Source organism: Ochrobactrum sp. Marseille-Q0166 (genome assembly GCF_014397025.1).
Classification (GTDB): domain Bacteria; phylum Pseudomonadota; class Alphaproteobacteria; order Rhizobiales; family Rhizobiaceae; genus Brucella.
The window spans coordinates 1,432,461-1,457,868 of sequence record NZ_JACJUO010000002.1 but is presented as its reverse complement, the minus strand read 5'-3'; the positions used below and the strand labels follow the sequence as shown (position 1 = coordinate 1,457,868).

Below are 25,408 nucleotides of genomic sequence, written 5' to 3'. Positions count from 1 at the left end.
ATGCGCGTGAAAACAAACGATTGGAGTGCAAATCTGGCTGAGCCGGATCGAAACGCGCTTTAATCCCCTTCAATCAGGATATTATCATGCTGCAGATCGGGCCGTGACCCTTGCTGCAGCATGGCTCCGTCATGGAATTATTCCGATGAAATATTTTGAAAAACTGATCGACTGGCTGGCCGCAGCGCCGCTGTTCGTTCTGCTGGCAATGTTCAATGCGGCTGTTGTCATGCGCTACTGGATGCATCAGCCGCTGCAATGGACCGAAGAAATGGCCGGTCTGTTGATGATCTGGATTGTCATGCTTGGCAGCGTAGCGGCTGAGCGGAGCAACCAGCATCTCGCAATCCCGATGCTGGTGGACATGTTCTCGGACAAGGTCCGTGACGTCGTCAATGCGATAATCGGAGTCTTCTCCGGCCTGTTTCTGCTGTATGTGTCTTATGCCGGTTACAAGCTGTCGGTCGCAGCACAGTTCAAAGTGACTGATGTGCTCCGCGTTTCCTATTTTTGGATCGATATTGCCGTGCCTGTTGGCTTCGTGATTATCGCCTTTTACATGTTCGCTGGCGCTTTCAAGACCTTGCGCGCCGCCTTTGCGGGAGGCAATGCATGACACTTACGACTATTGTTCTCATCATGCTGGCCTTTATCGCGCTCAACATGCGGCTTTATGTGGCCATTCTGATTGCGGTCTTCACCTATTTCATCTTCTTCAACCAGATGCCGATTGCAATTGCCGTACAGCGATTCATCAGCCCGGCACAAAATACCTCGCTTCTGGCGATTCCCTTTTTCATCATGCTTGGCACTGTGATGGCCCACACCGGTATCGCCGAGCGTCTGATCAAGGTTGCCGATATTCTGGTTGGCCGTATGCGCGGTGGCATGGCACTGACCAACATTATGGTTTCCACCCTGATGGGCGGTGTCAGCGCTTCCAATCTGGCAGACAGTGCCATGCTCACCCGTATGATGGTGCCGGAAATGGTTCGTCGCGGTTATGACAAGGCATTTTCCTGTGCGGTCACGGCAGCTGGTTCTCTGATCACGCCGATCATTCCTCCGGGTATTGCTCTCATCATCTATGGCCTGATTGCTGACGTATCTATTGGCAAGATGTTTATGGCAGGCGTTATTACCGGTCTGCTCGGCGCAGTTATTTTGATGATTGCGGCCTATATCACATCGGTAAAGCGTGGCTATAAGCCAAGCCGTCAGCACAAAATGTCCGGCTCGGAAGTTATGTCTACGCTGGCATCTGCTTGGCCCGCGGTGTTCCTGCTGTTCGCTATTCTGGGCGGTATCCGCATGAACATCTTCACGCCGACGGAAGCCGGTGCGGTTGCGGTGACGCTGGTTTTGATCATCGGTTTCGTGATCTATCGTGAAATGCGCGTTTCACATGTGGTGGATTCTCTGGTTGAAACAGCCAAGTCGACAGCTTCGGTCATGCTCGTGATCATGGCGTCGTCCGCGCTCGCATGGGTATTTTCGCTGGAACAGGCGGGGCAATCGCTGATGCAGCTGATTTCTTCCTTCACCAGCAATCCTTATGCGTTCCTACTGGCTGTTAACGTGATCCTGCTGCTGCTGGGTGCATTGATTGAAGGCACGGCATTGATGATCGTATTGGTACCGCTGTTAATGCCGACAGTGAAAGCTCTGGGTATCGATCCGGTGCATTTTGGTATCGTCGTTATCGTCAATCTTTCGATTGGGACGCTGACACCGCCAGTTGGCACGGTTATGCTGATGGTCTGCAATATTGCCAAGGTCAGAGTGGCCGATTTCACGCGTCAGGCATTCAGTATGTATCTGGCGCTGTTCATTCTGCTGGCGCTTGTAACTTACGTGCCGTTTATCTCGACGTTTCTGGCACATTGATTAAGAAAAAGCGCGGGGAATTCCCGCGCTTTTGCATTTCACCATGGGTTTTCTACGCGCGGCCAGATTGGCCGGGTCATTTTCTGGTAGTCGGTTACACGCGGATTGACCGGGTAGGAACTCGGCGCGTCGACATAGATTATTTCTGCGGCAATCGGCGCGAAACCCGCATGAAAATGGTTGGTCGATTTAACCACCAGAATGTCTTTCTGCATCGGGTCTATGCCGCAATTTGAAAAGATGTCCGGCTCGAATGTCTGCGTGCGATTGGTGTTGAGAATGATGTCTATCTCAGTCCCAACGATGCGCACGACTGCCGAAGGTCCGAGTGTGACGCGGCTAAGGCCAAAACTCTGCCACCCTTCCTGCAAAACTTTCATCACAGTGATGCGTGCATCGATTGGTTCGCCAGCCTGCGGACCGGATTTTCCACCAATACGCAGATTGATAACCGCCCCTTCACCGGCTGCATGACAGAAAGTGACTGCCAAACTATCCCAGATCGTTGCAACAGCGGCTTTTTGAATGCCACGTTCGATCAAGCGTCGTAAAATATAGGTGCCATCTCCCGCAACACCGCCGCCGGGATTGTCCCACACATCTGCGATGACCGCTGGCTTGGACGGTTGAAAAGCACGGGCCGCGATCGCGCGATCAATACCATCATCTATCCCATACATGCTCATTAGTGTTTGCTCGCGTATGGCGATGAGTTCACGACCGAGTTTCTCAGCCAAGGCATACCCCTTGGCTGCATCATTGTCGGTGACGACGAGTATTTGCGTTCCCATTTCGGGGACGTCTGCTGCCATAAATCCGTGAATAACAGAAATGGACAGAATACCATCCTTGCCATGCAAGTCTTTGATACGATCAATAAAGCCCCGCATCGGTTCCTTGCTCGTCGGGAAAACGCCGATCATCCGGCAATCAAATGTCGAAATGACAGGTTTGATTTTGCCCTTGAGTGTATCCAGAGCCAGAGATACGACGTGCTCGCCCCGCTCATAAAAATCCGTGTGCGGAAATTCGAGGAATGCAGCGTAAATATTGAGGTTTTCGACCCGCTTTTTTGTCAGATGGCTATGCGGATCAAACTCGCTGGCAACAAGAATATCCGGCCCAACAATTGTGCGGATGCGTTCAAGCAAGTCACCTTCGCAGTCATCATAGCCTTGTGCGACCATGGCGCCATGAAGACCAAGCACCACCGCATCCACAGGCATCGCCGCTTTGAGCTGATCCAGAATTTCATCGCGCAGATCTTCAAAAGCTTGCTTTTGAAGCAAACCGCCAGGTTCGGCCCATGTGGCCGTACCTTCAATGACAGTTAAGCTTTCAGCTTCTGCCCGCTTGCGCAGAGCGATGATCGGCGATGAACAAAGCGTTGGCGTGTCCGGATGTTTTCCGGGGGGAGCATAAAAAGCCATTTCAAACGACGCACGGTCGGTTGGCACAGGTGAAAAAGTGTTGGTTTCGGTCGCAAGCGACGCGGTGAAAATACGCATATGGTTTGACCGGGCTATTTTTGCGGTGCGTAGGCAATGGCTTCAATCTCGATCTTGATGTCGATCATCAGACGGGATTCAACCGTGGTGCGCGCCGGGGGATCTTTCGGGAAGTAAGTCGCGTAAACCGCATTCATGCGCCCAAAATCGCGTGCATCTTCAAGCCAGATCGTCGTTTTGACGACATCTTCCATGTTTGCACCAGCGAGGGCCAAGGCCGCTTTGATATTTTCAAGAACCTGTCTGGTCTGTGCTTCGATGTTGCCTTCAATGATCCGGCCATCAGCACCCATCGGTACCTGACCAGAAATATAGATCGTGTCGCCAGCGCGCACAGCAGGGGAAAGCGGCACGTGTGACGCACCAAAAGCCTGTTTCTTTGACATGATAGACTCCGTTTATTTTACAGCACCCAAAGCCAAGCCTTTGATGAGATAGCGCTGCAACCAGACGAACAGTATTGCGACGGGCAGAGTAGCTACGAGGGTAGCGGCCATCACGTAATGCCATTCGACCGTGTAGCGGCCCGCAACCAGTGAGAAGACCTGAATAGGCAAAGTGTAGCTTGCCTGACTGCGCAGCATGGTGAGCGCGACCACAAACTCATTCCATGCATTTATGAATGTGAAAATCGTTGTGACAGCGATTGCAGGCAAACAAAGCGGCAGGAAAACTTTGACCAATGTTTTGAAGCGGCCAGCACCTTCCATCCATGACGCTTCTTCAAGGTCCTTCGGGATCGTGTCAAAATAGCTTTGCAGCATCCACACCGTGAAAGCAACGTTGAAAGCCATATAGACCGCACCGACTGCTGTAACACTTTCAATCAGGCCATAAGTTGCAAGCAATCTGAACAAGCCTAGTACGAGAACGATGGGCGAAATCATTTGTGAAATAAGCAGGAACTGCCTGAATGCGCCGTTACCCGCAAAGCGAAATCGCGACATGGCATAGGCGGCCGGGATGGAGAAGATGATCGCGCCCATGGATGCGATCACGGAAACATAGATTGAATTCAGAAGTGCGGTGCCAAAGCCTGTTCGCACCCACATTTCCGAGAAATTCTGCCAATGGAATTCACTTGGCCACCAGGTCGGAGACAAAACTTCCTGAGGCGGTTTAACGGCGGTCAGGAACATGACCGCAAAAGGAAACAATGTCAGCACGATCAGCGGAGCAAGCGTTACCCATGCGAGGATTGTACGCTTGAGCTTGGACTTGTTCATGCCGGCTCCTTCCGCATGGCAAGACGAATGTAAATAGCGGTAAACACCAGCAGGATCGCCAGCATGATGAGAGAAACAGCAGAGGCTTCGCCAAGCTTTCCGAGGCGGAAGGCCAGCTTGTAGAGATGCGTCACTAAAATATCGGTGGAGTTCGCCGGTCCGCCCTGGGTCATCACCCAAATGATCGGGAATGAATTGAAAACATAAATCGTATTCAAGACGATTGCGATATTCACAAAGGGCTTGAGCAGCGGAAAGGTTATTTCACGAAATTGCTGCCACGGGTTGGCGCCTTCGAGCGATGACGCTTCGTAAAGATCCTCTGGTATGGATGAAAGACCACCAAGAAAGATTGTGGTTGTGAATGGGACGGTCACCAGAATGCCGACCAATATCTGCATCGGGAAGGCTGTCGCGGCACTTGCCAGCCATTGAATATTGCTGTCGATCAGCCCCAGATTGCGCAGGGCTGAATTGAGCATTCCGCTTTCGCCATTCAAAGCCCAGCGCCAGACGATTGCCGTCATTGTAAGCGATACAGCCCATGGCAACATAACGATGACACGCGCAACGGAACGACCGTAAAAGTCCATGTTCAGAATAATCGCGACCGGAATTGAAACCAGTAATGCCCCACCAACAACTGCAATTGTCCATAAGGCCGTACGCCATAAAGCATTGATGAAGTCCGGTGAGGCAAAAAGGGCCGCGAAATTATCGCCACCGTTGAAATCGCGCAACTGCCCGAAACGGTTCACATCATGCGTGGCAATCTCAAAGAGATTGACAACCGGCCAGAAAATCACCACCGCAGCCAGCATCAGGCTCGGCAATATCAGAAAATAGGGCAGGGTGCGATTTTGCATCGGCCAAAAATTCCACGGAAGAAAAGGGTCCCGGCAGCAGAACAGTGCAAAAAGTTTACGACTTTGCCTGCTGCCGGGTTGATGGGATTACTTCTTCAGGATTGCGTCTGCCTTTGCAGCTGCGTCCTTCAGAACAGCTTCCGGCTCGCCTTGACCGAGATATATGTTCTGCATCGCATTGGACGTGATATCGGCAATTTCTTCCCAGCCCGGAATGATCGGTGCAAAGCGTGCATCAGGAAGAAGCGCTGTGAAAGCTGCGAGATCGGCATTATTGACGTAATAATCCATCTTCGCTTCTTCCTTGTTTACAGGAAGAAACCCTTCGCCTTGCGTGAACTTTGCGCGCCAGTCTTTCTGGAACAGGAAGTCCAGAACCTTCCAGGCCTCTTCCTTGTTCTTGGAGTTCTGGAACATGATTACAGAATCCGTCACACCATAAGTGCCGCGAGCGCCAGTTGGACCAGCTGGAATGGCAGCCACACCATATTTGAGGTTTGGCGCTTCCTCCTTGATCTGGTTGGATAAGAACGGCGCAGTGATCATCATGCCCAATTTGCCCTGTTTAAACAGGTTCTGCACATCTTCGCGTGCATAGGATGTCACGCCCGGCTGGGTAAGACCACCATCAATCATCGACTTGTAAAGCTTCGCAGCTTCCAGTGCGCCCGGCGAACTTAAACCCGATGTGCCATCCTTATTGAGGATTTCGGCTCCCTGCGACCACATTGCATAGTAGTAATAAACGTCCGTTTCGATTTCTTTGCCTTGCAGGCCAAAACCATAGTTCTCGCCACCTAACGCTTTAATTTTTTCAGCGGCCGCTTTGACCTCATGCCAATTTGCAGGTGGATTGGCAACGCCAGCTTTTTCAAGCAGATCCTTGTTGTAATACATTGCACGTGCAGATGCTGCGATCGGCAGACCGTATGTCTTGCCTTCCAAAACGGAAGGCGACAGGAAGGTTTCAATGAAACGATCCTTGAAAGCATCATCCATATAGCCGTCCATCGGCTCCGCGATGCCTTGCTGCACAAAATCGATCAGCCACCGGGTGCCGATGATTGAAAGATCAGCATTCGTTCCGGCCGAGATATCGGTTGTCAGTTTTTGAAGAAGCACGTCCCACGGCACGACCTCGAACGTAAGAGTGATGCCCGGATTTTCTGCCTCGAAAGCTTTCTTCACCTCTTCAAAGTACGGGCCGGTTTTGGAGCTGTATTCCGCGACTGTCATACGCACTTCGCCAGCAAGTGCCGTCGAGCCAAGTGCCAAAATACTTAATCCGGCCAGCAGGCCAGCCTTCCATTTTCCTATGGTCATGTTTCCGTTCCCTTTTTTGCCCATGCATTATGCAAGACATGCTAATTTTTGTTATTTTCCTACATTATCGGCAAATTTTACGCTTTCAAGTAAAATGTTTTGTTGCAAACTTACATTTTCACTTCTAGGCTTATCAAAATAATCAGGCGCGCAAAGTGCTACACAAAGGGGAACAGAGTGGATAATTCAGGCGAGTTTGCCGGAAAATCCGTGTTGATTACCGGTGCAGGTGGTGGTCTTGGCACTGCCTTGGTTCACATGTTCGCATCACGTGGAGCACGTGTCATAGGTTGCGACCGTCATTCAGATGCTTTGCTCGATACGTCGATATCCAGCCGCCATGTTTTTGACTTGCTGAATCGCGATTCACTTGACCGCACGGTCGCCGATATTGTGGGGCGGGATGGTGTGCCGGATATTGTCATCAACAATGCCGGGTGGACACGCGCTGAATCATTCGATGGTCTTGATCAGTCAGCGATTAATCGGGAAATTGATCTCAATCTGACAGGCGTAGGCACGATTTCGTCCGCAATTGCCGGGAAAATGGCCGTTCGTGGCTCAGGTGCGTTTGTCTTCGTGTCGTCTGTCAATGCACTCGCTCATTTCGGTAATCCCGCCTATGCCGCTGCAAAAGCCGGAATTAATGCTTTCGCAAGAGCGCTTGCAGTCGAATATGGCCAAAACGGTTTACGTGCCAATGTGGTGTGCCCTGGCTCGATTCATACGGCGGCATGGGATCATCGCATCGCAAAAGATCCCACTGTTTTTGAAAAGCTCAGCCGTCTTTATCCACTGGGGCGGATTGTCAAAGTGAATGAGGTGGCCGAAGCGGTAGCCTTTCTCGCATCTGACAGAGCGTCTGGCATTACTGGAACAGTATTACCTGTTGATGCTGGACTTATGGCCGGTTGTCGCCCCTTTATCGATGATATTTTAGATGGGAACTGAGTGATGAAAAATGTTTCCCTGCGTGGCATTACCAAATCGTTCGGACAGATGAATGTTCTGGATCGAGTTGATCTCGATATTGAGGATGGTGAGTTTCTCGTGCTCGTCGGCCCGTCCGGCTGTGGCAAATCCACGCTTCTGCGGATGGTGGCTGGGCTTGAGCCGATTTCCGGTGGTGATCTGATCATTGGCGATCAGCGTGCCAATGATCTTCCGCCGCAAAAACGTAATATTGCGATGGTGTTTCAGTCTTATGCGTTGTTTCCACATATGACGGCGCGCGAAAACATTGGTTTTGGGCCGCGTATTCGCGGTGAAGATAGTTCTACTACAGCTGACAAGATTGATAAGGCCGCATCAATTCTCAATCTGCACTCTTATCTTGACCGCTATCCTCGTCAGCTTTCTGGCGGTCAGCGACAGCGTGTTGCCATGGGACGTGCAATTGTCCGTGAGCCGTCGGTTTTTCTATTTGACGAGCCGCTTTCCAACCTCGATGCGCAGTTGCGTGTTCAGATGCGCACCGAAATCAAAGCTTTACACCAGCGCCTGAAATCAACCGTGATTTATGTCACGCATGATCAGATCGAAGCCATGACTATGGCAGATCGTATTGTTGTGATGAACCAGGGTAAAATTCAGCAGATTGGTGCGCCCCTTGAGCTCTATGACCGGCCTGCCAATAAATTCGTTGCCGGTTTTATCGGTTCTCCATCCATGAGCTTTATTCCAGGCACGTTGATTGAGAATGGGAAATTCCGCAGCACTTCAGGCGAAGAGATGGGTATCCCCCGTCAATCTGCCTTGGGGCGGAGTGTTGAGCTGGGCGTGCGACCGGAAAATTTTATGATCGCGAAAGAGGGCGAGGGGCTAACACTGGCTATTGAAGTTGTCGAGCCAACGGGACCAGAGACCCATGTTTACGGGAAAATTTCTGGCGAAGCTGTACGCGCTGTTTTCCGAGAGCGTATTGATCTTGCGCCCGGAGAGCGAGTCCTTGTAACGGCTAGGCCCGAGCATATTCATCTCTTTGATAAGGAAAGCGGTTTGCCGCTTCAATAATGTATGAGCAAGGTCGCAGACATCATCACAAAGCTTCATGCCGCAGCACAGGACGGATCAAAGTCAGACCGCCGCCTAGCCGCATTGGTTTTGTCTGATCCAGCCTATGCATCCAAGGCCGCTATTTCGGAAATAGCATCCCGGGCCGATGTGAGTGAGCCGACTGTGACGCGGTTCTGTCGTGCTCTGGGTTGCGATGGTGTCCGCGATTTCAAGTTTTTTCTTGCGCAAGCTCTGGCGATTGGTGGTCAGTATCTGACTGCCGAAGTGCCTGCTCGCGACATTCGCGAAGCGCGTATTGCATCAGCGGTTACTGATGCGGCAATTGCTGCAATTCAACGTGCCAGCGATATGCTGGATATGTCGATTGTCATGGCGGTAGCCGAACGTATTGTTCATTCAGGATCAGTGCTTTGTATCGGCTCGGGTGGCATTTCGTCGATGATGGCCACGGAATTGCAGAACCGGCTTTTCCGTCTCGGTATTCCGGTTGTGGCGCAGGTTGATGGGCAATTGCAGCGCATGTATGCGGCTGTCGCAACGCGGGAAACAACGGTTATTGCATTTTCGGTGTCAGGCTATGCGCGTTCAGTCGTTGAAGCGATACTGGTTGCACGCCAGTATGGAGCGGAAACGATAGCAATCACGGCACCGGATTCTGATGTCGCAAAAGCCGCAGATACGGTCATTGCGTTTCAGTCCAACGAGGACGGTAATCTCTATAAGCCGACATCGTCGCGCTTTGCACTTATGGCAATTCTTGACATGATTGCGACGGCTGCTGCTGAAATTCATGGACCAAAAGTGCTTGAGAGCCTAAGGCGCATCAAGCACAGTTTAAACACACTCAAGATTGACGATCCGCGTTTGCCCTTGGGTGACTGATGGGAGACTGATGAATGACAAGGCCTACAACCGTCCATGAAATTGATACGCCTGCAATCCTGATTGATGTAAATCGTGTTCAGGCCAATATTGCTAAGGCGCAGGCGCATGCTGATGCGATTGGCGTAAGCCTTCGTCCGCATATCAAAACCCATAAATTGCCCTATTTTGCACGCCGGCAGCTGGAAGCCGGTGCCATTGGCATTACGTGCCAGAAGCTCGGTGAAGCTGAAGTTATGGCCGATGCTGGCATTGTCGATATTTTCCTGCCTTATAATATTTTAGGCAGGCAAAAGCTCGACCGGCTTTATGCTCTTCACCAGCGCATCACGATCTCGGTAACCGTCGATAACGCAACTAGCCTCGAGGGACTGGCGAAGCGTTTTACCAATGAAGGGCGCCCGCTCAAGGTGCTGGTCGAGTGTGATACGGGCATGGGGCGCTGTGGCGTGCAAACACCTGAAGAGGCGCTGGAACTTGCGCGTCAGATCGTGCAGAGCAAGGGACTGAAATTCGGCGGCTTGATGACCTATCCAGCAACGGCTAAAGCTGACCAGACTGAACAATGGCTTTTGACAGCACGCAATCTGCTCGCTGAAAATGGCATTCAGTGCGAGACCATATCAAGCGGTGGCACGCCTGACATGTGGCGTTCGCCAACACAAAGCGTCATTACTGAATATCGGCCCGGCACATATATCTATTTCGACCGGTTTCAGGTGGCCAAAGGTGCCGGGACTTTGGATGATTGTGCGTTCACCGTGTTGTCCACAATTGTCAGCCATCCAACAGCTGATCGCGCAATTATCGATGCCGGCTCCAAGTCGCTTTCAAGCGATACACTCGGGCTGGCGGATTTTGGCGAGTTGGCCGGAAAGCCTGAAGCCCGCGTTACGAGCCTCAGTGAAGAACATGGTACACTCAAGGGTGATCTGACGGGTTTGAAAGTTGGCGATAAAGTGCGGGTCATCCCCGATCACGTCTGTGTCGTTTCCAATCTTTTCGACGAAGTGCATCTTATCTCGGGTGACGATGTCATTGATATTCTGCCGGTCGCCGCGCGCGGAAAACTAAAGTAATCAGGAGGAGAATGTGAAAGAAGCCGCCAATCCATTTGCTGGCGACAAGGATCGCGCGCAGATTTGGGACATGCTTGTGCACCGCGATATTGAAGCTTTTGTCACGGAGAACTGGTCTCTGGTTGCCAGTGATTTTGATGAAGCGCGCTTTCTGGGCATTCACGCTCATGGTGAAACAGATCCCGATAAATGGGACGCGGCATTCCCGACGCTTGTCGCCTATCGTGATGAATGGTTGCGTCAGGCGGCGACAAGTGCCGCCACGCCATATGCCGAATCTCTAGCGGATGGCATTTTTCGTGCCACCCGACTCGACGCTATTGATATCAATGGAGATGTCGCTGTTGCGCGTAAAAAATTTGACGGAACAATCGCTAAAGTAGACGGAACCCACGACAGGTTAAATTGGCAAACGCTTTATTTTTGTCGTCGCCATGGAGATCGCTGGCGTATCATCGGCTTCATTGGATATATGGTTAATCGCTAATTCATGGCGATTCATTCACTTCGAATTTTGGGCGCGGATTGCTTGATCCATGCCCATTTTTTCTGACAAATGCCGCCGGATAAGGCATAAGTATAATCATACAAATTTACTGCGCTTAAGCGAAATTATATTCTACGAATACTAAATTGCCTCATGTCGCAGCTAATTGCATATTTGTCGCAGCCCGCTCGTAGGCAGGCCTTCCCCCGGATTACTATCAATGTCAGGCTGGTTGATTAGTCCTCGTAATTGGACCTCTCTATCAGCCTGCATATTTCGTCGCGCAACCCATCAAAAACAATCATGGGAACGGGTTGCGCCAAGATGAATCCGTCACTGTGGGTGGACATGTCGGGAAATGGCCTATATAAATACATCACACCAATCGCTAATCATTCTCTGCGGGCCACTCGAAGCCTGCAAGTTGCGCATGTCAAATTCGCGCATGAATGAAGAAATAATGATGTTAAAAAGGAGATTAAACCCGCCAGCACAGCGGGGTTAAACATAATGCATGGTATTTTATACAAGGAAGAAAGTATGAAGTCGCCTGCTAAGACAAAGATAAGCTTGAATAGCGTTTTTAAAGTCTTCGGCGACGATCCGAAACTTGCGATGCAGGAGTTGCGAGCAGGTAAATCAAAGGCCCAGATTCATAGCGATCATGGTGCTACGATCGGCGTAGACGATGCCACCTTCGATATTAAAGAAGGCGAAGTATTCGTTATTATGGGCCTCTCCGGTTCAGGTAAATCGACACTTCTGCGTCTACTCAATCGTCTGATAGAGCCAACGACAGGGTCGATAGAGGTCGATGGCCGAGACATCGTTAAAATGTCGAAATGTGAGCTGATCGATCTTCGCCGCCGCGATATGAGCATGGTTTTTCAGTCCTTTGCTCTCCTCCCTAATCGCACGGTATTGAATAACGCTGCGTTCGGTCTTGAGGTGGCCGGAATGGGTGAGGCTGAACGCCATGAGAAGGCGCTTAACGCACTCGCGGCTGTAGGGCTTGAACCCTATGCCAATTCGATGCCCGACCAACTTTCCGGTGGTATGAAGCAGCGTGTTGGTCTTGCAAGAGCACTTGCGAGCGAACCGACAATTCTGTTGATGGATGAGGCGTTCTCTGCGCTTGATCCGCTTATCCGTACCGAAATGCAGGATGAGTTGAAACGTCTTCAGGCGGAGCACAGCCGCACGATCATCTTCGTCAGTCATGACATTGATGAAGCCATGCGCATCGGTGATCGGATCTGCATCATGCAGCACGGCAAGGTCGTGCAGGTCGGAACGCCCAACGAAATCGTTTCTGCACCGGCTAATGACTACGTGCGCTCGTTCTTCCGCAATGTTGATGTTTCAAGGGTCTTCAAGGCAGCGGATGTTGCGCGTGAAGATGAGTTGATTGTTTTCGATCCAGCCCAATTGTCGTCGGCGCTCGAACGACTAGATGCGAGCGGAAAATCTTACGGTGTTTTAATTGACGGAGATCGCATTTATCGCGGTGTTGTAACCCGCGATGCGCTCGCCAGCGGAAACTTTAAGGCCGAGAACGATCAGTTGGACGGTGCGGCTGCGATACAGGCCGATGCGCCGCTATCAGGGCTTCTGATGCGTGTTGCCGAAAGCCCTTGGCCGGTACCTGTAACTGATCGGAACAATCGGTATCTCGGAGCTATCAGTAAATCGGCATTGCTCGAGACGCTCGGTCGCGCGGGTTGATCTGCGCGCCATATCTTCTCAGGCTTTCGGGCTTTGGCCCGTTTTGGACAATAGTCCAGCCATAGGTAACTCGATCTGAAATGGACGGTAAACCATGGATTTGAATTTTAGTATCGGAGGCGGGGCGGATGTGGTGGTTAACTACATCCTTGATCATTTCACGCCAGCGCTTGATGTTATAGCAGCCACAATTGGCTTTGTGACTGATGGTATTCAGAATGCTCTTCTCGCAATTCCGCCTTATGGCGGCGTTGCAATTCTCACGCTTTTGGCCCTTTGGCGTGTTGGTTGGAAGTTTGCGATTTTTTCGGTTCTCGCGCTTGCGCTCATTATCCACATGGGCCTGTGGAGCGGCACGATGGAAAGCTTGTCGCTTGTGCTTGCTTCTACGATCATCGCGGTAGTCATCGGCATTCCACTCGGCATTTCGATGGCGCGCAGCGATGCGGTGGCATCTCTTGTTCGTCCGGTTCTGGATCTGATGCAGACGATGCCCGCTTTCGTCTATCTTATCCCTGCAGCAATGTTTTTTGGTCTTGGTGCGGTGCCAGGGACGATCGCCACAGTGATTTTTGCAATGCCGCCTGTGGTACGCTTGACAAACCTCGGTATTCGTCAAGTGCACTCCGAGTTTGTTGAAGCTGGCCTTGCATTCGGTTGTACATCGCGGCAGCTGCTCTTCAAAGTGCAACTTCCAAATGCCCTGCCATCCATCATGGCGGGTATGAACCAGACCATCATGCTGTCTCTTTCGATGGTCGTTATCGCATCGATGATTGGTGCGGGCGGTCTCGGCAACACGGTATTGACCGGTATTCAGCGCCTAGATGTTGGAAAAGGGTTTGAAGGTGGGCTCGCGGTCGTCATTCTCGCTGTTATCCTCGACCGTATTACGCAGAGCTTTGGCAAGGGAAACTCAGGGGGCTTACTGGGCTATTTCAAAAAGCTGTCATTTACAAAAAAGACAGTAGATGAGCCGTCGTCATCGGCATTCAGCAAGCAGGAAGCATAAAAACAATAACGGGAACCATTCAATTCAAAGGAGAAGTTATGTTAGGCAAACTGACAAAATTCGGTCTCGCAGCGGTGGTCGCAGGCAGCTTGTCTGCTGGAGCAGCCTTCGCGCAGGATAGTAAAACAGTTAAAATCGGTTGGGCTCCCTGGTCTGATGCAGAATTCGTCACCAAACTTGCAGCCAAGCTCATCGAGGATAATCTCGGACAGAAGGTTGAGCTGGTTCAGACTGATGTCGCACCGCTATATCAGGGCGTAAGCCGCGGCGACATTGATGCCATGATGATGGCCTGGTTACCAGAAACCCATGCAGATTATTACAAGCGTGTTGAAGACAAGGTCGAAAATCTCGGCCCACTTTACGAGGGGGCAAAGCTCGGTTGGATTGTTCCGGATTATATTCCAGAAAGTGAAATCAGCTCCATTGAAGATCTCAAGAAGCCAGAAGTTCGCGAAAAGCTGAAAGGCGAAATTCAGGGTATTGATCCGGGCGCAGGTTTGACACGTCTTTCTGAAGAGGCGATCAAGAAATATGGACTGGATTATAAGCTGAATATTTCCAGTGAAGCTGCAATGTTGACGACTGTCGATCGTGCAACGCGCTCCGATGGCTGGTTTGTTGCAACGTCCTGGAGTCCGCACTGGATGTTCGGTAAATATAAGCTTCGTTATCTTGCCGATCCGGAAGGCGCACTGGGCGGCGCCGAGCATATCGATGCACTAGCGCGTAAGGGCTTTAAGGAAGATAACCCAAAAGTTGCATCACTTCTTGAAAAGATGATCATTCCGATCAGTGAACTTGAAGCAGCAATGTTTGAAGCGCAGGAAACATCTTATGAAAAGGCTGTCGATAAGTACCTTGCCGATCATCCTGACCGTGTTAAAGAATGGCTTGCTGAATAAACGGTAACCGCTTTCAAAAGAATAAAACCCCGGTATTTGCCGGGGTTTTATTGTAACCTTGATACGAACGCAGTGAAACGGTGATCGTCAAGACTAAGCTTTAAAGTGATGACCTGACAGGATCAGATAGTCGCTCTAAGCCATTGTTTTAACAAGCAAGTTTGTCCAATCGACGCGAGATCAGAAATCAGTCCAGTGGACCGATTTTTCCCTTAGGCGTTTGTTCCTTTCAGGGTGCGCTCTAGAGCAAGTTTTGATGATATATGATGAAGAAGAAAAGGAGCAGGCTCCTCCCCAAGAACCTGCTCCTTGATGCATCGCCCCCGCCTGCGGATGGTCGATGCTGTATAGGATAAAATAATGATCAGTAATAACTAATTCATTTCCCATAAACTTATAATCAACTTTAACGCACAATTGTTTTGCTGTGCAACTTAATTCTCCTGTCCGCCGGTTCTTTTCTGGCATTTTTTAGACGGGGTGAAAAAGCTGCTAGATATTACAGATGCTTACTCCAATCCGCACGCGCGCAAGAACAGTGTCGAGACTTCCTTTTCTATGCGGTCGAGGTCCAGCGGTTCGTCTTTGGTGAGTGACATCATACTGCGGACCTGCGCTTCAAAGTCAGCATAGTGCTGGGTGACAGCCCAAATGTGCATCTGGAACAGCAGAGGATCGACAGGCTTTATACGGCCATCATCGACCCATGACTGAATAAGCTTGACAGCATTATGCGTTGCAGAAACGTGTTTCTTCCAGTGACGGCTCAGGAAAGGCGCGCCATTGGCGATCTCAGTTGTGAAAAGTCTCGAGGCTTTGGGGTTTTTCTGGCTGTATTCGAGCTTGGCGCGAATATATTGTCTGATAACTGTTGCCGGATCTGTTTCCGCGCTGACACCTAGAAAAATTTCTTCCCATTCATCTAGAATGAAGATGAGAATATCTTCGTAGAGCTCTTCCTTGCTGGAGATATAATAATGGAGTTGCGGCTTGGTGAGGCCGGCGCGCTGGGCAATCCCTTGCGTTGACGCTCCCACCAGTCCTTTTTCCGCAAATTCATCGATAGCGGCTGTGCGTATAGCATCCTGAATGCGACGCCTGCGGCCGAGAACCTTATCTCGTCCGGTCAGGCCACTATCGTCATTCCAGTCATCTATTGTCATATGTGCCAGCCGCTATCTGAATTACAAGGGCTTATTGGCCCAGTTGCTTCTTGATGTCGAGGCCTGCGCCCTTGTTTACGAAGGCGTCGGTCGCAACCTTGGTCATGTCCAGTTCTTCACCGCTGACGATGCCGGACTTGCGAGCCAATTCGTAAAAGCCTTTGACGCGGTTCATATCGATGGCGCCGATGCCCTTTTCCAAAGTGTCGCCGCCATCGATAAGCTGCAAGTCCTTGAGACGAGCAAGCTCTGCATCCAGTGTTTCCTTGCTCATATCTGCGTTGTCCTTGAGGATCAGCTCGTAGGCTTTGCTGTTGTCGCCATAGAGGAAGTTGTTCCAACCTTCAATCGAAGCTGTCACAAAGCGTTGTACAAGATCCGGGTTTTCTTCGATCAGCTGCTGGCGGGTTTCAATCGTATTGGCATAGGTGTTGAAGCCCTGATCGGCGAGCAGGAAAGTTGTGATTTTCGCGCCTTCCTTTTCAGCATAGATCGGCTCCGCTGTGGCATAGGCCTGCTGTACGGTTTTCTTGTCGCCAAGGAACTGCGCAAGGCTGTAGCCATAAGGCCGGAGTTGCTCGTCCTTGAAGCCAAATTCCTTGACCAGCCATGGCCAGAAAGAGAACTGGCCATCCTTCGAGATCAGGATCGTTTCGGCATTTGCCAGGTCTTTAAAATCCTTGTACTCGCCTTCATGCGCCATCAGTGCCTGCGGGTCTTTTTGATAAAAAGCCGCGACAACCGCTGTTGGAACGCCGTTGGCAACGTTGTTGAACGATAAAAGCAGATTACCGGTTAGCAGAAAGTCGAGACGACCGGCGGCCAGCATCGGGCGATTGTTGACCTGTGGTCCGCCCATTTCGATCTTCACGTCGAGGCCGTATTTTTCATATGTGCCATCGGCAACTGCCTGATAGAAGCCGCCGTGCCCAGCCTGCGCCAGCCAGTTGGTGCCGAGCGTCACCTTATCGAGTGCATAGGCCATCTGTGCGGAAAAGCCCAAGGAAAGTGCAGCAAATGCTGCGACGAGTGCCTTTTTCATTTTCGTTCCCCTTAATTAGTCTTTAGCTACCATGTCGGCTGTCCAGCCGCGGGTTTTGCCTGGATTAAGCAATCCATAAGGATCAGCCTGCTTTTTGAATTCAATTTGCACGCTGTCGATTTCTTTCATACCGCCATCTTCGATGGTATAGGCGTGAGGATCGTAAATATCGCAGCCGTCAACCTGTTCCAGCTCTTCGATCAGGCGATACATCTCATCACGACCTTCAAAGCGTACAAGCGGCAGAGCAAAAATCTGCACTTCGCCTTCCAGACGCGCCATCTCATGATGCATATATTGCGTTTCGCCATAGCGTTCGATCTGGCGTGTAACCACATCGATCTCGAACGGACGTGGATAGGCAACCTGCAAATAGGTCCAGCCGGGCTCTGCTTTCAGCGCCTGAAGCGTCGTGTGGTTCCAGCCGCATTCGTAAGCAGGCTGAAGCCCTGCTTTGTGAAGTTCATCCAGTGTCATCGAGAATGAAACTTTGCCGCCGAATTCTGTCGCCAGCTGTTCGAAACGTTCCAGTTCTTCTGGTGCGATCATCGCGAAAACCGCATCCTTGTCGGATGGGAAAAGATCACCGAACTTGGTATAAAAGCGCGCGAAGCGGCGGTCTACCGTCGTCAGCAGATAACAGTCCAGATTGTTTTCGAGTGCTTTAAGGCAAAATTTTAGCGTTGCCTCATAAGTATCGAATAATGCTGCAGTATGTACCCATTCTGTCGCTTTGGTGAGACCTATTTCAAGCTCAAGAATGATGCCGTTAGTGCCATAGGCGTGCTGCACTTTATGGATGTCACGGCCTGTCAGTTCGATAATTTTCGGCTCTGGCTCAACAGTCATAACCTTGACCGAATAGACATTACCATCATCCCGCAACATGCCGTGGCGCAGCGAACCGATGCCACCCGAACCGCCTGAGAAAAAGCCGCCAATAGTGGCGATGCGGCGGGTCGAAGGATACATCAAAAGTTCCTGACCAGTTTCGCGTACCGCATCGTCGAGGCGCGAAATACGAGCGCCGCCTTCAACGCGAACCTTGCCCGGTTCGATTGAGATGACGCGATCTATCTTGGTCATGTCGAGAATGACACCGCCTTCGAGCGGAACGCACTGGCCGTAATTGCCGGTGCCGCCACCGCGAACGGTGATCGGAATGCGTAGCTTCGCGGCAGCGGCTGCCACCCGGCGCACTTCATCCTGATCTTTTGGGATGACGACGAGATCGCCCAGATAATGGCCGATATCTTCTGTCAGGATCGGACTATACCAGAAATAATCGCGGGACCGAAGTTCGACCTGCTTGGGATCGTCATAAATGCGGATACCTTCGATTTCGGCACGAAAAGCGGCCCAGTCATAGATGCGCTGTGGCGCGGCAGAATTCATGGGGTTCTCCGATTAACTTTGTTTGCCATCGCGCCAGACGACGCGACGTGCCTGAGGACGGCTGATGAGATCGTTGATGTCTTTGGCATCATGCCAGATAAAATTCGCAGCCCCACCTGCCGACAGTTCCTTTACGCGGTCGCTTCCAATGAAACGGGCGGGCAGGGTGGTGATACTGTCGAGCCATTCATCCGGATCAAGGTGGCAAACCGGGGCTGCGAGGCGCAGAACCGAAAGCGGATCGTAGTCGCCATAAGGGTAGAAGGCGTCGCGCACATTGTCGGAGCCAAGCATGGCGTCCATGCCCGCCCGACGCGCTTCTTTAAGCGGTGCGACACCACGAAGACGTGGTGATTTTCCACCAAGCCTGTCTTGCAGATAGAGATTGGATGTCGGCAGCGACACAAGCGCGGTTCCCGCATCCGCTGCGGCATCGAGAATTCGGTTTAATTCTTCGGACGACCGCAGCGAAAGCGAACAGGCGTGACCGCAGAGCACCCGGCCTGCCATGTTGTGACGCTTGGTTGCAGCGACAATCACCGAGAAGCCATCCGCTTCCAGTTCGAGTCCCTCATCGACGTGAAAGTCCAGCTTGAGATCATGCCGGACGGCAAGACGAAACATTTCTTCGATTTTGGCTTCAAGATCAGGATTACGATAGAAGAAAGCGCCAAGCACACCGCCATCTTTTGCCACGCGCTCAGCAATCGCAGCACCGGCATCAAGCACGATATCGCCATGGATAAGCGCGGCGAGTTCAAGATTGATGCGGTCTTTCCATTCCTTGCGCATTTCGTTCAGCACTGGCCATGCGGTCGGCACGTCTGGTGATGTCCAGTCAACATGGGTTCGGATGGCGCCAACGCCATGCGCATATGCTGCCTCAAGGCCGCGCGTGGCGCGCGCGCGAATATCGTCGGCATTCCAGCTCTCGCGGTCGATATTCATGAGATTAATGGCATCGAACAGACATTCGACCTTGGCGCTGCCGCGATCGGCAATGCGGCCAATGGTGAATGTCTTGTCGAGATGCACATGCAAATCAGCGAAGAGTGGTGTGATAAAGCCGCGGCCTGTCGCTTGCGAAGGCGTTAGCGATGCAATGCGATCACCTTCGATGCAGATGTCGTATTGACCATTCAGGCCAGCAATTGCGACGCCTTTAAGCATATCAGTTTCCTCGCTTTTAACGTTCACGTCGAATCTCGCTTTCATGCCAGCGTCCCAGCACAAGGCGCGACAGCCAACTTGTTATCAGGAAAATCACAATACCAAGTAGTGAGACGAGGAAAAGTGCAGCAAACATGCGCGGAATTTCATTGCGGAAGCTCGATTCCAGAATGCGTGACGCGAGGCCCGTGCTTTGTCCGGCGCTGCCTGCAACAAATTCGGCCACCACAGCACCGATAAGCGAAAGGCCACCGGCGATCTTGAGCGCCGCCATAAAATACGGCAGGGCGCTTGGAGCAAGCAGATAGCGCAGACGCTGCCATGGTGAGGCACGGTAGAGCTTGAAGAGATCGCGCAGATTATGATCGGCACTACGCAGGCCGATGACCGTGTTTGACAGGATCGGGAAGAAGGCCACGATCCATGCACAGATCAACAGGGCTGAAAATGTATCGCGCACATAGATCAGGATCAGCGGTGCAATGGCAATCACCGGTGTTACCTGAAGAATGACGGCAAATGGAAAGAAAGCCATTTCGATTGGTCGCGACAGTGCGAAGATCATTCCCAGCAGCACGCCGCCGACAATCGCGCAGAGCAGCGAAATCAGTGTGAGCTTGACCGTGAACCACATCGAAGTCATCAGCGATGGCCCGTCTTTAATCAGCGTTTCGCCGATGAGCGACGGGGCCGGGATCAGGTAATGCGGCACGTTATAATAGCGCACCAGACCTTCCCAGATACCAAGTGCGATGATGATCGCAAGCGTTGGCATGATGATCCGCAGGTTGCGGTCTCTGCGGGCGAGGCGATGTTGTTCGGAATTCAGAACAGGCGTTTGGTCTTGCATGATTCCTGTCCTCAATGGTCGATGTCTTGCGACGAAAGAGTTGCGGTGAGCGCATCCGAAACCCGTGCGCAATCCTTGGCGTAATCTTCCGTGGTGCGGAAGTTTTCAGCGCGTGGATAGCTGCCTTCAATAGCGATATCCGCAACCACGCGTCCGGGGCGTGCGGCCATAACGATGACGCGGTTTGAGAGATAGACAGATTCATAAACGCTGTGCGTAACGAAGATGACAGTGAGGCCGTGCTCCTGCCAGAGACGTAAAACATCATTGTTGAGCTTGAATCGCGTCATTTCATCGAGCGCCGCAAAAGGCTCATCCATCAGCAGAAGGCGCGGACGCGTGACCAGTGCGCGGGCAATAGAAACGCGCATCTTCATGCCACCGGAGAGTTCACGGGGATATGCGCTGGCAAAGCGGGACAGCCCTACCTGAGTGAGCACTTCTTCGACGCGCGGTGTAGCTTGCTTGCGTGACATGCCGGAAAGACGGAGCGGCAAATAAACATTGTCGAAAACGCTGGCCCACGGCATGAGCGTTGGTTCTTGAAACACAAAGCCGATATCCTGAGCACCTATGGGGCCTTTGCCCGGTGCATGGCCATTGACGTGAATGTCGCCTGCCGAAATGGATTCAAGGCCTGCAATCATGCGAAGTGCTGTACTCTTGCCGCAGCCCGATGGACCGAGAAAGCTTACGAATTGACCTTGTTCGATCTTGAGCGACATGTCGCTGACCGCAATAACGCCCGTGCCATATTGCTTATAGACGCTGTTGATATTGATGAGGGAAGATGGAGTCTGCGAGTTGGGGGCCACGCTCATCGTCCTTACCAGGCAGGTTGGTTATCGAGCCACGAGAGCGGCGCTCGTTCGATCTCGGCCAACACCTCGACCAGCCGCTCGGCAGCAAAGTCGATGGTCTTGCGGCCTTTTTGGGCAGACGCGAGCGTAGCATCGCCAGCGGCACCGTAAGGATTGATGTCCTGTATCTGCCAAGCGGGCTTCGCGCCACCGCCGAGCGACAGATGCTTGTAATCAGAAGCAAGCGTTTCGGTCAATGTGCGGAAATTCTTCGCTTTCGACATGTCCACCAGATCCGGGTGGAATTCAAGCATGACAGATGTTTCCATGTCACCGGCATGAATGCCGTGCTTGAGATCATGCTCGCTGTAAACGCCTTGAGGCATTCCGAGGCCAAACCAGTTGACGCTGAACACCATGAGATTGTGCTTGATGCGCAATTCGCGCGCCACAATGTCCATCACCGTGATCTGGCCGCCATGGCTGTTTAACAGCGCCATTTTACGAACGCCGCTTGCAGCGACGCAGGCACCAATTTCACACCACATGCGAATGAGTGTCTCTGCAGAGAATGTCAGCGTTCCGGGATAAAGGCTGTGCTCATTGCTCTTGCCGATAGCCTGCGTTGGCAGAAAAAGCGCGTGGCTTTCAGCGGGCAGGCGGGCGATGGTTTCTTTCACCATGCCATCCACAATCGCCGCATCCACGGCCAGCGGCAGATGAGGCCCGTGCTGTTCAATTGCACCAACGGGCAGAACTGCCACGATCTTTTCACGCTCGAGGCGGGAGAACGCTTCGCTCGTGTAATCAGCCCAGTATCTTTTCAAGGTGGAGGCTCCTGCATTCTTGGGAGGCGTGGAAGCTTTTTACTAAACAATCTGACCAATCGGTCAAACTAAATGTTTAAAAAAATGGCGATGCATGCAATTAAGGTGTGAATCCGTGACGAATTCGCCACGCGACAGCCCGCCACATGATTATGATGCGCGGAAAATTCCCGGAGGTCCGATGGACAACAGATGCATTATTATTGGCGCGGGCCATGCAGGTTCGCAGGCTGCAATCAGTCTGAGACAGGAAGACTATGCGGGAGAAATCGTCCTGATCAATGATGAACAGGAAATTCCCTATCACAAGCCGCCGCTTTCCAAGTCTTATCTGAAAGCACCTGAAAGCGGGATTTTGGTGCTGCGTCCGGAGAACGCTTATCGCGATAATAATATTGAAATGCTTTTTGGGCGTAGCGTTGAACAGGTGTCTTTAGCTGACAAGACTGTCACGCTTGATGACGGCGAGGTGCTTGGGTGGTCGGAGCTGGTTTTTGCGACCGGTGCGCGCGCCCGCATTCCCGATATGCCGGGCGTTGGTCTTGATGGCGTTGTCACACTACGCCGGTTGGGTGATGCGCGCCGCATTGCCGATATTATGCCGCGTGTTGAAAATGTGGTGATTATCGGTGGCGGCTTTATCGGCCTTGAAATGGCGCATAGTGCTGTCGCTCTTGGAAAAAGGACCGTTCTGATTGAAGCAGCCACTCGCGTGCTGGGTCGTTCGGTTGCCACACATGTTTCAGCACATGTCGAAGCGCGCAGCCGTGCTGCGGATATCACGCTTCTGACGGGGGTGGGTGTTGAAGCCATTGAAGGCAAAGACGGGCGCGTGACAGGTGTGAAAGCGGCGAATGGCACGCTTTTTCCGGCTGATATGGTGGTGCTGGGGACGGGCGCTGTCCCAAATGTCGAGCTTGCGACCGACACCGGACTTGTTGTCGATAATGGTATCGTGGTGGACGAGCATATGCGTGCGTCGAGTGAGCATGTTTATGCGATTGGCGATTGCGTAAGCTACGATCATTTCCATGCGGGTCGCCGCGTGCGACTGGAATCAGTGCAGAATGCCACTGATCAGGCCAAGCATGTTGCGCGCTCGATTGTCGGTCGCGCTACACCATTTCGTGATGTGGCGTGGTTTTGGTCGGATCAGGGCGACATGAAGTTACAGACGGCTGGGCTGTCGTTCGATGCCGACCGTCATATTCTGTCAGGCAGTCTCGAGGATAATGCTTTTTCGGTGTTTCATTTTGCAGGTGAGAAGCTCGTTGCGGTTGATTCCGTCAATCGTCCAGCGGATCACATGATGGCGCGTCGATTGCTGGCGGCTGGTATCAATCCCACGGAAGACGACATTGCAGCAGGCGCTGCGCGGCTCAAACAATTGCTGGCGTCGATGCCAAAAGCCTAAGGACATAAAATGACTGTTTTGAAACATTTGCTTCCAGCCGATATGGCTGCTCCCTTTGCCGCCTATAGCCATGGCGTTAAGGTGAGGGAGGGGGCCGAGCTGATTTTCTGTTCGGGGCAGCTTGGCATTGCGCCAGATGGATCGGTGCCGGACGATGCAGCCGCGCAAGCTGAGCTTTGCTTTGAAAACATCCGCCGCATTCTGCGTGATGGAGGCATGGAGCTTTCCGATGCCGTGCGTATCAACGCCTATGTGACGGATCGCGCTTATATGCGCCCCTATATGGATGTGCGTGACCGGTTGTTTCCGCAACCTGCACCGGCTTCGACGCTGATGATTGTTTCTGGCTTTACACGCGAAGAATTCAAGGTCGAAATCGAGGTTGTGGCAGCAAAATAAGCAGCACGATAACGCTTTGTGGCCGTAATAAACCATATCGCGTTTGTGTGAAGGGAATGGTAGGCTTATCCGACATCCTCCATTCTTTCAGGCCCATCCATGTCAAAAACCCAGCCTTCGGCTTTGTTGCCGAATAATTCTCCGCGCTCTTCCGCACGGCTTGCTGAACTCGCGCTCGCTATCGGCGGTTTCGGCATTGGAACGGGTGAATTCGCGATCATGGCGCTTCTGCCTGATATTGCGGGTGACCTCAATGTCGATATGCCTTCCGCTGGACATCTGATAAGTTCATACGCTCTGGGTGTGCTGATTGGTGCGCCAATTCTGGCGGTCTTTGGTGCCCGGCTTGACCGTCGCAAACTTGTCTTTCTGTTTATGGCGCTGTTTGCCTTCGGCAATCTAGCAAGTGCCTTTATGCAGAATTACGGTGGTCTGATTATTATGCGCTTTGTTGCGGGTTTTCCGCATGGTGCTTATTTCGGCGTCGCTTCGCTGATTGCTGCTTCCATGGCCGAGCCTGGAAAACGTGCGCAAGCCGTTGGGCGGGTTATGACCGGATTAACGGTCGCGACACTTGTCGGTACTCCATTGGCAACATGGCTGGGACAGATGGCCGGATGGCGCGCAATGTTTGCGGCCGTTGGGCTGATCGCCATTTTGACGATGTTGATGATAGTTGTCTTCGTTCCAAGGCAGCCGGCAGAAGACGGTGCGTCACCGCTGCGCGAACTGGGTGCGCTGCGTCGCAAACAGGTTTTGTTGACGCTCGCGATTGGTGCTGTCGGCACCGGCGGACTATTCTCAGTCTTTTCCTATGTCGCGGCAACCATCACGCAAGTCTCGCATGTCGATATGAAGTGGATGCCGGTTGTTTTTGCCATGTTCGGTTTTGGTATGGTACTGGGAAATATCATCGGTTCAAAGCTCACTGACCGTTCTGTTATGGGTACGGTTGGCGGGGTGCTTGTTTACGATATGATTGTAATGCTGGCATTCCCGCTATTGATGCAGCATCCCGTAACCGCATTTCTGAGCGTGCTTCTCGTTGGCGGTGGATTTGCATTGGTGCCTGCTCTGCAAACAAGACTAATGGATGTAGCTGCTGACGCCCAAACACTTGCGGCGGCAATGAACCATTCCGCACTCAATCTTGCCAACGCTTTGGGTGCGTGGCTAGGCGGCTTGGCAATCGCGTGGGGATATGGCTGGACTGCGACCGGAACAGTTGGTGCTTTCCTTGCAACTGCTGGATTGATCGTCTTTGCGGTATCGATTTTGATCGATCATATAGACCGGGAAAAAGTAGCATCTGCCATACGCAAAGCTGTATAAAAAAACAACACCCGCCGTGGGAGGACGGCGGGTGTTGTTTAGGGTTAGACCGGAATGGGAGGAGGAGGTCCGGCCTATATATCACCGAGGCAAATGGGAG

The 25,408-nt window shown here is 52.0% G+C and carries 25 protein-coding genes; 13 read left to right on the top strand and 12 right to left on the bottom strand.

All coding sequences use genetic code 11. The annotated features are described in order from the left end of the window. Positions 1–145: 145 nt before the first annotated feature. Together H5024_RS18050 and H5024_RS18045 are read left to right on the top strand one after the other, a co-directional pair. A complete protein-coding gene (locus H5024_RS18050; protein ID WP_187548493.1) occupies positions 146–616 on the top strand; it encodes a TRAP transporter small permease in 471 nt (156 codons plus the stop codon). Then, positions 613–1,887 (top strand): TRAP transporter large permease, encoded by a 1,275-nt coding sequence (locus tag H5024_RS18045; RefSeq protein ID WP_187548492.1) that lies wholly within the window; start codon positions 613–615, stop codon positions 1,885–1,887. Before H5024_RS18050 ends, H5024_RS18045 begins: the two co-directional genes overlap by 4 nt. Positions 1,888–1,925: 38 nt before the next feature. Here the strand turns inward: H5024_RS18045 and H5024_RS18040 are convergent, their stop codons facing one another. The 5 genes from H5024_RS18040 to H5024_RS18020 all read right to left on the bottom strand — a co-directional run bounded on the left by H5024_RS18040 (position 1,926) and on the right by H5024_RS18020 (position 6,810). Then, on the bottom strand, positions 1,926–3,395 hold the full coding sequence (locus H5024_RS18040) for a M81 family metallopeptidase (protein WP_187548491.1): 1,470 nt from the start codon (positions 3,393–3,395) through the stop codon (positions 1,926–1,928). Between the two features lie 14 nt (positions 3,396–3,409). Continuing rightward, positions 3,410–3,781 (bottom strand): RidA family protein, encoded by a 372-nt coding sequence (locus tag H5024_RS18035; protein WP_187548490.1) that lies wholly within the window; start codon positions 3,779–3,781, stop codon positions 3,410–3,412. A 12-nt stretch (positions 3,782–3,793) separates the two neighbouring features. Next, complete coding sequence (locus H5024_RS18030; RefSeq protein WP_187548489.1) at positions 3,794–4,621, bottom strand: carbohydrate ABC transporter permease; 828 nt, start codon at positions 4,619–4,621, stop codon at positions 3,794–3,796. Then, positions 4,618–5,487, bottom strand: coding sequence for a sugar ABC transporter permease (locus H5024_RS18025; RefSeq protein WP_187548488.1), 870 nt, complete (start codon positions 5,485–5,487; stop codon positions 4,618–4,620). Before H5024_RS18025 ends, H5024_RS18030 begins: the two co-directional genes overlap by 4 nt. Positions 5,488–5,574: 87 nt before the next feature. After that, positions 5,575–6,810: a sugar ABC transporter substrate-binding protein gene (locus tag H5024_RS18020; protein ID WP_187548487.1), complete on the bottom strand. Its 1,236-nt coding sequence runs from the start codon at positions 6,808–6,810 to the stop codon at positions 5,575–5,577. Between the two features lie 177 nt (positions 6,811–6,987). Between H5024_RS18020 and H5024_RS18015 the strand changes: the two genes are divergently transcribed. The 8 genes from H5024_RS18015 to H5024_RS17980 all read left to right on the top strand — a co-directional run bounded on the left by H5024_RS18015 (position 6,988) and on the right by H5024_RS17980 (position 14,916). Next, complete coding sequence (locus tag H5024_RS18015; RefSeq protein WP_187548486.1) at positions 6,988–7,761, top strand: SDR family oxidoreductase; 774 nt, start codon at positions 6,988–6,990, stop codon at positions 7,759–7,761. Between the two features lie 3 nt (positions 7,762–7,764). After that, positions 7,765–8,823 (top strand): sn-glycerol-3-phosphate ABC transporter ATP-binding protein UgpC, encoded by a 1,059-nt coding sequence (gene ugpC / locus H5024_RS18010; RefSeq protein ID WP_187548485.1) that lies wholly within the window; start codon positions 7,765–7,767, stop codon positions 8,821–8,823. A 3-nt stretch (positions 8,824–8,826) separates the two neighbouring features. Then, positions 8,827–9,708 (top strand): MurR/RpiR family transcriptional regulator, encoded by an 882-nt coding sequence (locus H5024_RS18005; RefSeq protein WP_187548484.1) that lies wholly within the window; start codon positions 8,827–8,829, stop codon positions 9,706–9,708. A 14-nt stretch (positions 9,709–9,722) separates the two neighbouring features. Then, positions 9,723–10,787, top strand: a complete 1,065-nt coding sequence (locus H5024_RS18000; protein ID WP_187548483.1) for a D-TA family PLP-dependent enzyme — start codon at positions 9,723–9,725, stop codon at positions 10,785–10,787. Between the two features lie 13 nt (positions 10,788–10,800). Next, positions 10,801–11,274: a hypothetical protein gene (locus H5024_RS17995; RefSeq protein ID WP_187548482.1), complete on the top strand. Its 474-nt coding sequence runs from the start codon at positions 10,801–10,803 to the stop codon at positions 11,272–11,274. 540 nt (positions 11,275–11,814) lie between these two features. After that, complete coding sequence (gene proV, locus H5024_RS17990) at positions 11,815–12,999, top strand: glycine betaine/L-proline ABC transporter ATP-binding protein ProV (protein WP_187548481.1); 1,185 nt, start codon at positions 11,815–11,817, stop codon at positions 12,997–12,999. Positions 13,000–13,093: 94 nt separating this feature from the next. Then, on the top strand, positions 13,094–14,011 hold the full coding sequence (locus H5024_RS17985) for a proline/glycine betaine ABC transporter permease (RefSeq protein ID WP_187548480.1): 918 nt from the start codon (positions 13,094–13,096) through the stop codon (positions 14,009–14,011). 38 nt (positions 14,012–14,049) lie between these two features. Beyond that, positions 14,050–14,916, top strand: coding sequence for a glycine betaine ABC transporter substrate-binding protein (locus tag H5024_RS17980; protein ID WP_187548479.1), 867 nt, complete (start codon positions 14,050–14,052; stop codon positions 14,914–14,916). A 509-nt stretch (positions 14,917–15,425) separates the two neighbouring features. On the opposite strand, the gene H5024_RS17975 is transcribed toward H5024_RS17980, so the two are convergent. Genes H5024_RS17975 through H5024_RS17945 form a run of 7 tightly spaced genes read right to left on the bottom strand, consistent with a single transcriptional unit; the run spans position 15,426 to position 22,163 of the window. After that, a complete protein-coding gene (locus H5024_RS17975; protein ID WP_187548478.1) occupies positions 15,426–16,079 on the bottom strand; it encodes a TetR family transcriptional regulator C-terminal domain-containing protein in 654 nt (217 codons plus the stop codon). 31 nt (positions 16,080–16,110) lie between these two features. Further along, entirely contained in the window at positions 16,111–17,121 is a 1,011-nt protein-coding gene (locus H5024_RS17970) for an ABC transporter substrate-binding protein (RefSeq protein ID WP_187548477.1), read from the bottom strand. A gap of 15 nt (positions 17,122–17,136) precedes the next feature. Then, positions 17,137–18,516 (bottom strand): FAD-binding oxidoreductase, encoded by a 1,380-nt coding sequence (locus tag H5024_RS17965; RefSeq protein WP_187548476.1) that lies wholly within the window; start codon positions 18,514–18,516, stop codon positions 17,137–17,139. A gap of 12 nt (positions 18,517–18,528) precedes the next feature. Next, complete coding sequence (locus tag H5024_RS17960; protein WP_247875335.1) at positions 18,529–19,731, bottom strand: amidohydrolase family protein; 1,203 nt, start codon at positions 19,729–19,731, stop codon at positions 18,529–18,531. Next, the gene (locus H5024_RS17955) at positions 19,703–20,536 is read right to left on the bottom strand and encodes an ABC transporter permease (protein WP_187548475.1); all 834 of its coding nucleotides are present in this window, start codon (positions 20,534–20,536) and stop codon (positions 19,703–19,705) included. The genes H5024_RS17960 and H5024_RS17955 overlap by 29 nt, the downstream gene beginning before the upstream one ends. A gap of 11 nt (positions 20,537–20,547) precedes the next feature. Continuing rightward, positions 20,548–21,357 (bottom strand): ABC transporter ATP-binding protein, encoded by an 810-nt coding sequence (locus tag H5024_RS17950; protein ID WP_187548474.1) that lies wholly within the window; start codon positions 21,355–21,357, stop codon positions 20,548–20,550. 5 nt (positions 21,358–21,362) lie between these two features. Continuing rightward, positions 21,363–22,163, bottom strand: a complete 801-nt coding sequence (locus H5024_RS17945; protein WP_187548473.1) for a creatininase family protein — start codon at positions 22,161–22,163, stop codon at positions 21,363–21,365. A 181-nt stretch (positions 22,164–22,344) separates the two neighbouring features. Here H5024_RS17945 and H5024_RS17940 point away from each other — a divergent pair, with 181 nt between their 5' ends. The 3 genes from H5024_RS17940 (at position 22,345) to H5024_RS17930 (ending at position 25,308) form a co-directional block, all read left to right on the top strand. Next, positions 22,345–23,577, top strand: coding sequence for an FAD-dependent oxidoreductase (locus H5024_RS17940; protein ID WP_187548690.1), 1,233 nt, complete (start codon positions 22,345–22,347; stop codon positions 23,575–23,577). Positions 23,578–23,586: 9 nt separating this feature from the next. Beyond that, complete coding sequence (locus H5024_RS17935) at positions 23,587–23,976, top strand: RidA family protein (RefSeq protein ID WP_187548472.1); 390 nt, start codon at positions 23,587–23,589, stop codon at positions 23,974–23,976. 99 nt (positions 23,977–24,075) lie between these two features. Then, on the top strand, positions 24,076–25,308 hold the full coding sequence (locus tag H5024_RS17930; protein ID WP_187548471.1) for an MFS transporter: 1,233 nt from the start codon (positions 24,076–24,078) through the stop codon (positions 25,306–25,308). Positions 25,309–25,408 lie beyond the last annotated feature (100 nt).

Coding starts and splice junctions, on each gene's coding strand:
- H5024_RS18050 (WP_187548493.1), top strand. CDS start 146: ATGAAATATTTTGAAAAACTGATCGACTGGCTGGCCGCAGCGCCGCTG.
- H5024_RS18045 (WP_187548492.1), top strand. CDS start 613: ATGACACTTACGACTATTGTTCTCATCATGCTGGCCTTTATCGCGCTC.
- H5024_RS18040 (WP_187548491.1), bottom strand. CDS start 3,395: ATGCGTATTTTCACCGCGTCGCTTGCGACCGAAACCAACACTTTTTCA.
- H5024_RS18035 (WP_187548490.1), bottom strand. CDS start 3,781: ATGTCAAAGAAACAGGCTTTTGGTGCGTCACACGTGCCGCTTTCCCCT.
- H5024_RS18030 (WP_187548489.1), bottom strand. CDS start 4,621: ATGAACAAGTCCAAGCTCAAGCGTACAATCCTCGCATGGGTAACGCTT.
- H5024_RS18025 (WP_187548488.1), bottom strand. CDS start 5,487: ATGCAAAATCGCACCCTGCCCTATTTTCTGATATTGCCGAGCCTGATG.
- H5024_RS18020 (WP_187548487.1), bottom strand. CDS start 6,810: ATGACCATAGGAAAATGGAAGGCTGGCCTGCTGGCCGGATTAAGTATT.
- ugpC (WP_187548485.1), top strand. CDS start 7,765: ATGAAAAATGTTTCCCTGCGTGGCATTACCAAATCGTTCGGACAGATG.
- H5024_RS18005 (WP_187548484.1), top strand. CDS start 8,827: ATGAGCAAGGTCGCAGACATCATCACAAAGCTTCATGCCGCAGCACAG.
- H5024_RS18000 (WP_187548483.1), top strand. CDS start 9,723: ATGACAAGGCCTACAACCGTCCATGAAATTGATACGCCTGCAATCCTG.
- proV (WP_187548481.1), top strand. CDS start 11,815: ATGAAGTCGCCTGCTAAGACAAAGATAAGCTTGAATAGCGTTTTTAAA.
- H5024_RS17985 (WP_187548480.1), top strand. CDS start 13,094: ATGGATTTGAATTTTAGTATCGGAGGCGGGGCGGATGTGGTGGTTAAC.
- H5024_RS17980 (WP_187548479.1), top strand. CDS start 14,050: ATGTTAGGCAAACTGACAAAATTCGGTCTCGCAGCGGTGGTCGCAGGC.
- H5024_RS17975 (WP_187548478.1), bottom strand. CDS start 16,079: ATGACAATAGATGACTGGAATGACGATAGTGGCCTGACCGGACGAGAT.
- H5024_RS17970 (WP_187548477.1), bottom strand. CDS start 17,121: ATGAAAAAGGCACTCGTCGCAGCATTTGCTGCACTTTCCTTGGGCTTT.
- H5024_RS17965 (WP_187548476.1), bottom strand. CDS start 18,516: ATGAATTCTGCCGCGCCACAGCGCATCTATGACTGGGCCGCTTTTCGT.
- H5024_RS17960 (WP_247875335.1), bottom strand. CDS start 19,731: ATGAAAGCGAGATTCGACGTGAACGTTAAAAGCGAGGAAACTGATATG.
- H5024_RS17955 (WP_187548475.1), bottom strand. CDS start 20,536: ATGCAAGACCAAACGCCTGTTCTGAATTCCGAACAACATCGCCTCGCC.
- H5024_RS17950 (WP_187548474.1), bottom strand. CDS start 21,357: ATGAGCGTGGCCCCCAACTCGCAGACTCCATCTTCCCTCATCAATATC.
- H5024_RS17940 (WP_187548690.1), top strand. CDS start 22,345: ATGGACAACAGATGCATTATTATTGGCGCGGGCCATGCAGGTTCGCAG.
- H5024_RS17935 (WP_187548472.1), top strand. CDS start 23,587: ATGACTGTTTTGAAACATTTGCTTCCAGCCGATATGGCTGCTCCCTTT.
- H5024_RS17930 (WP_187548471.1), top strand. CDS start 24,076: ATGTCAAAAACCCAGCCTTCGGCTTTGTTGCCGAATAATTCTCCGCGC.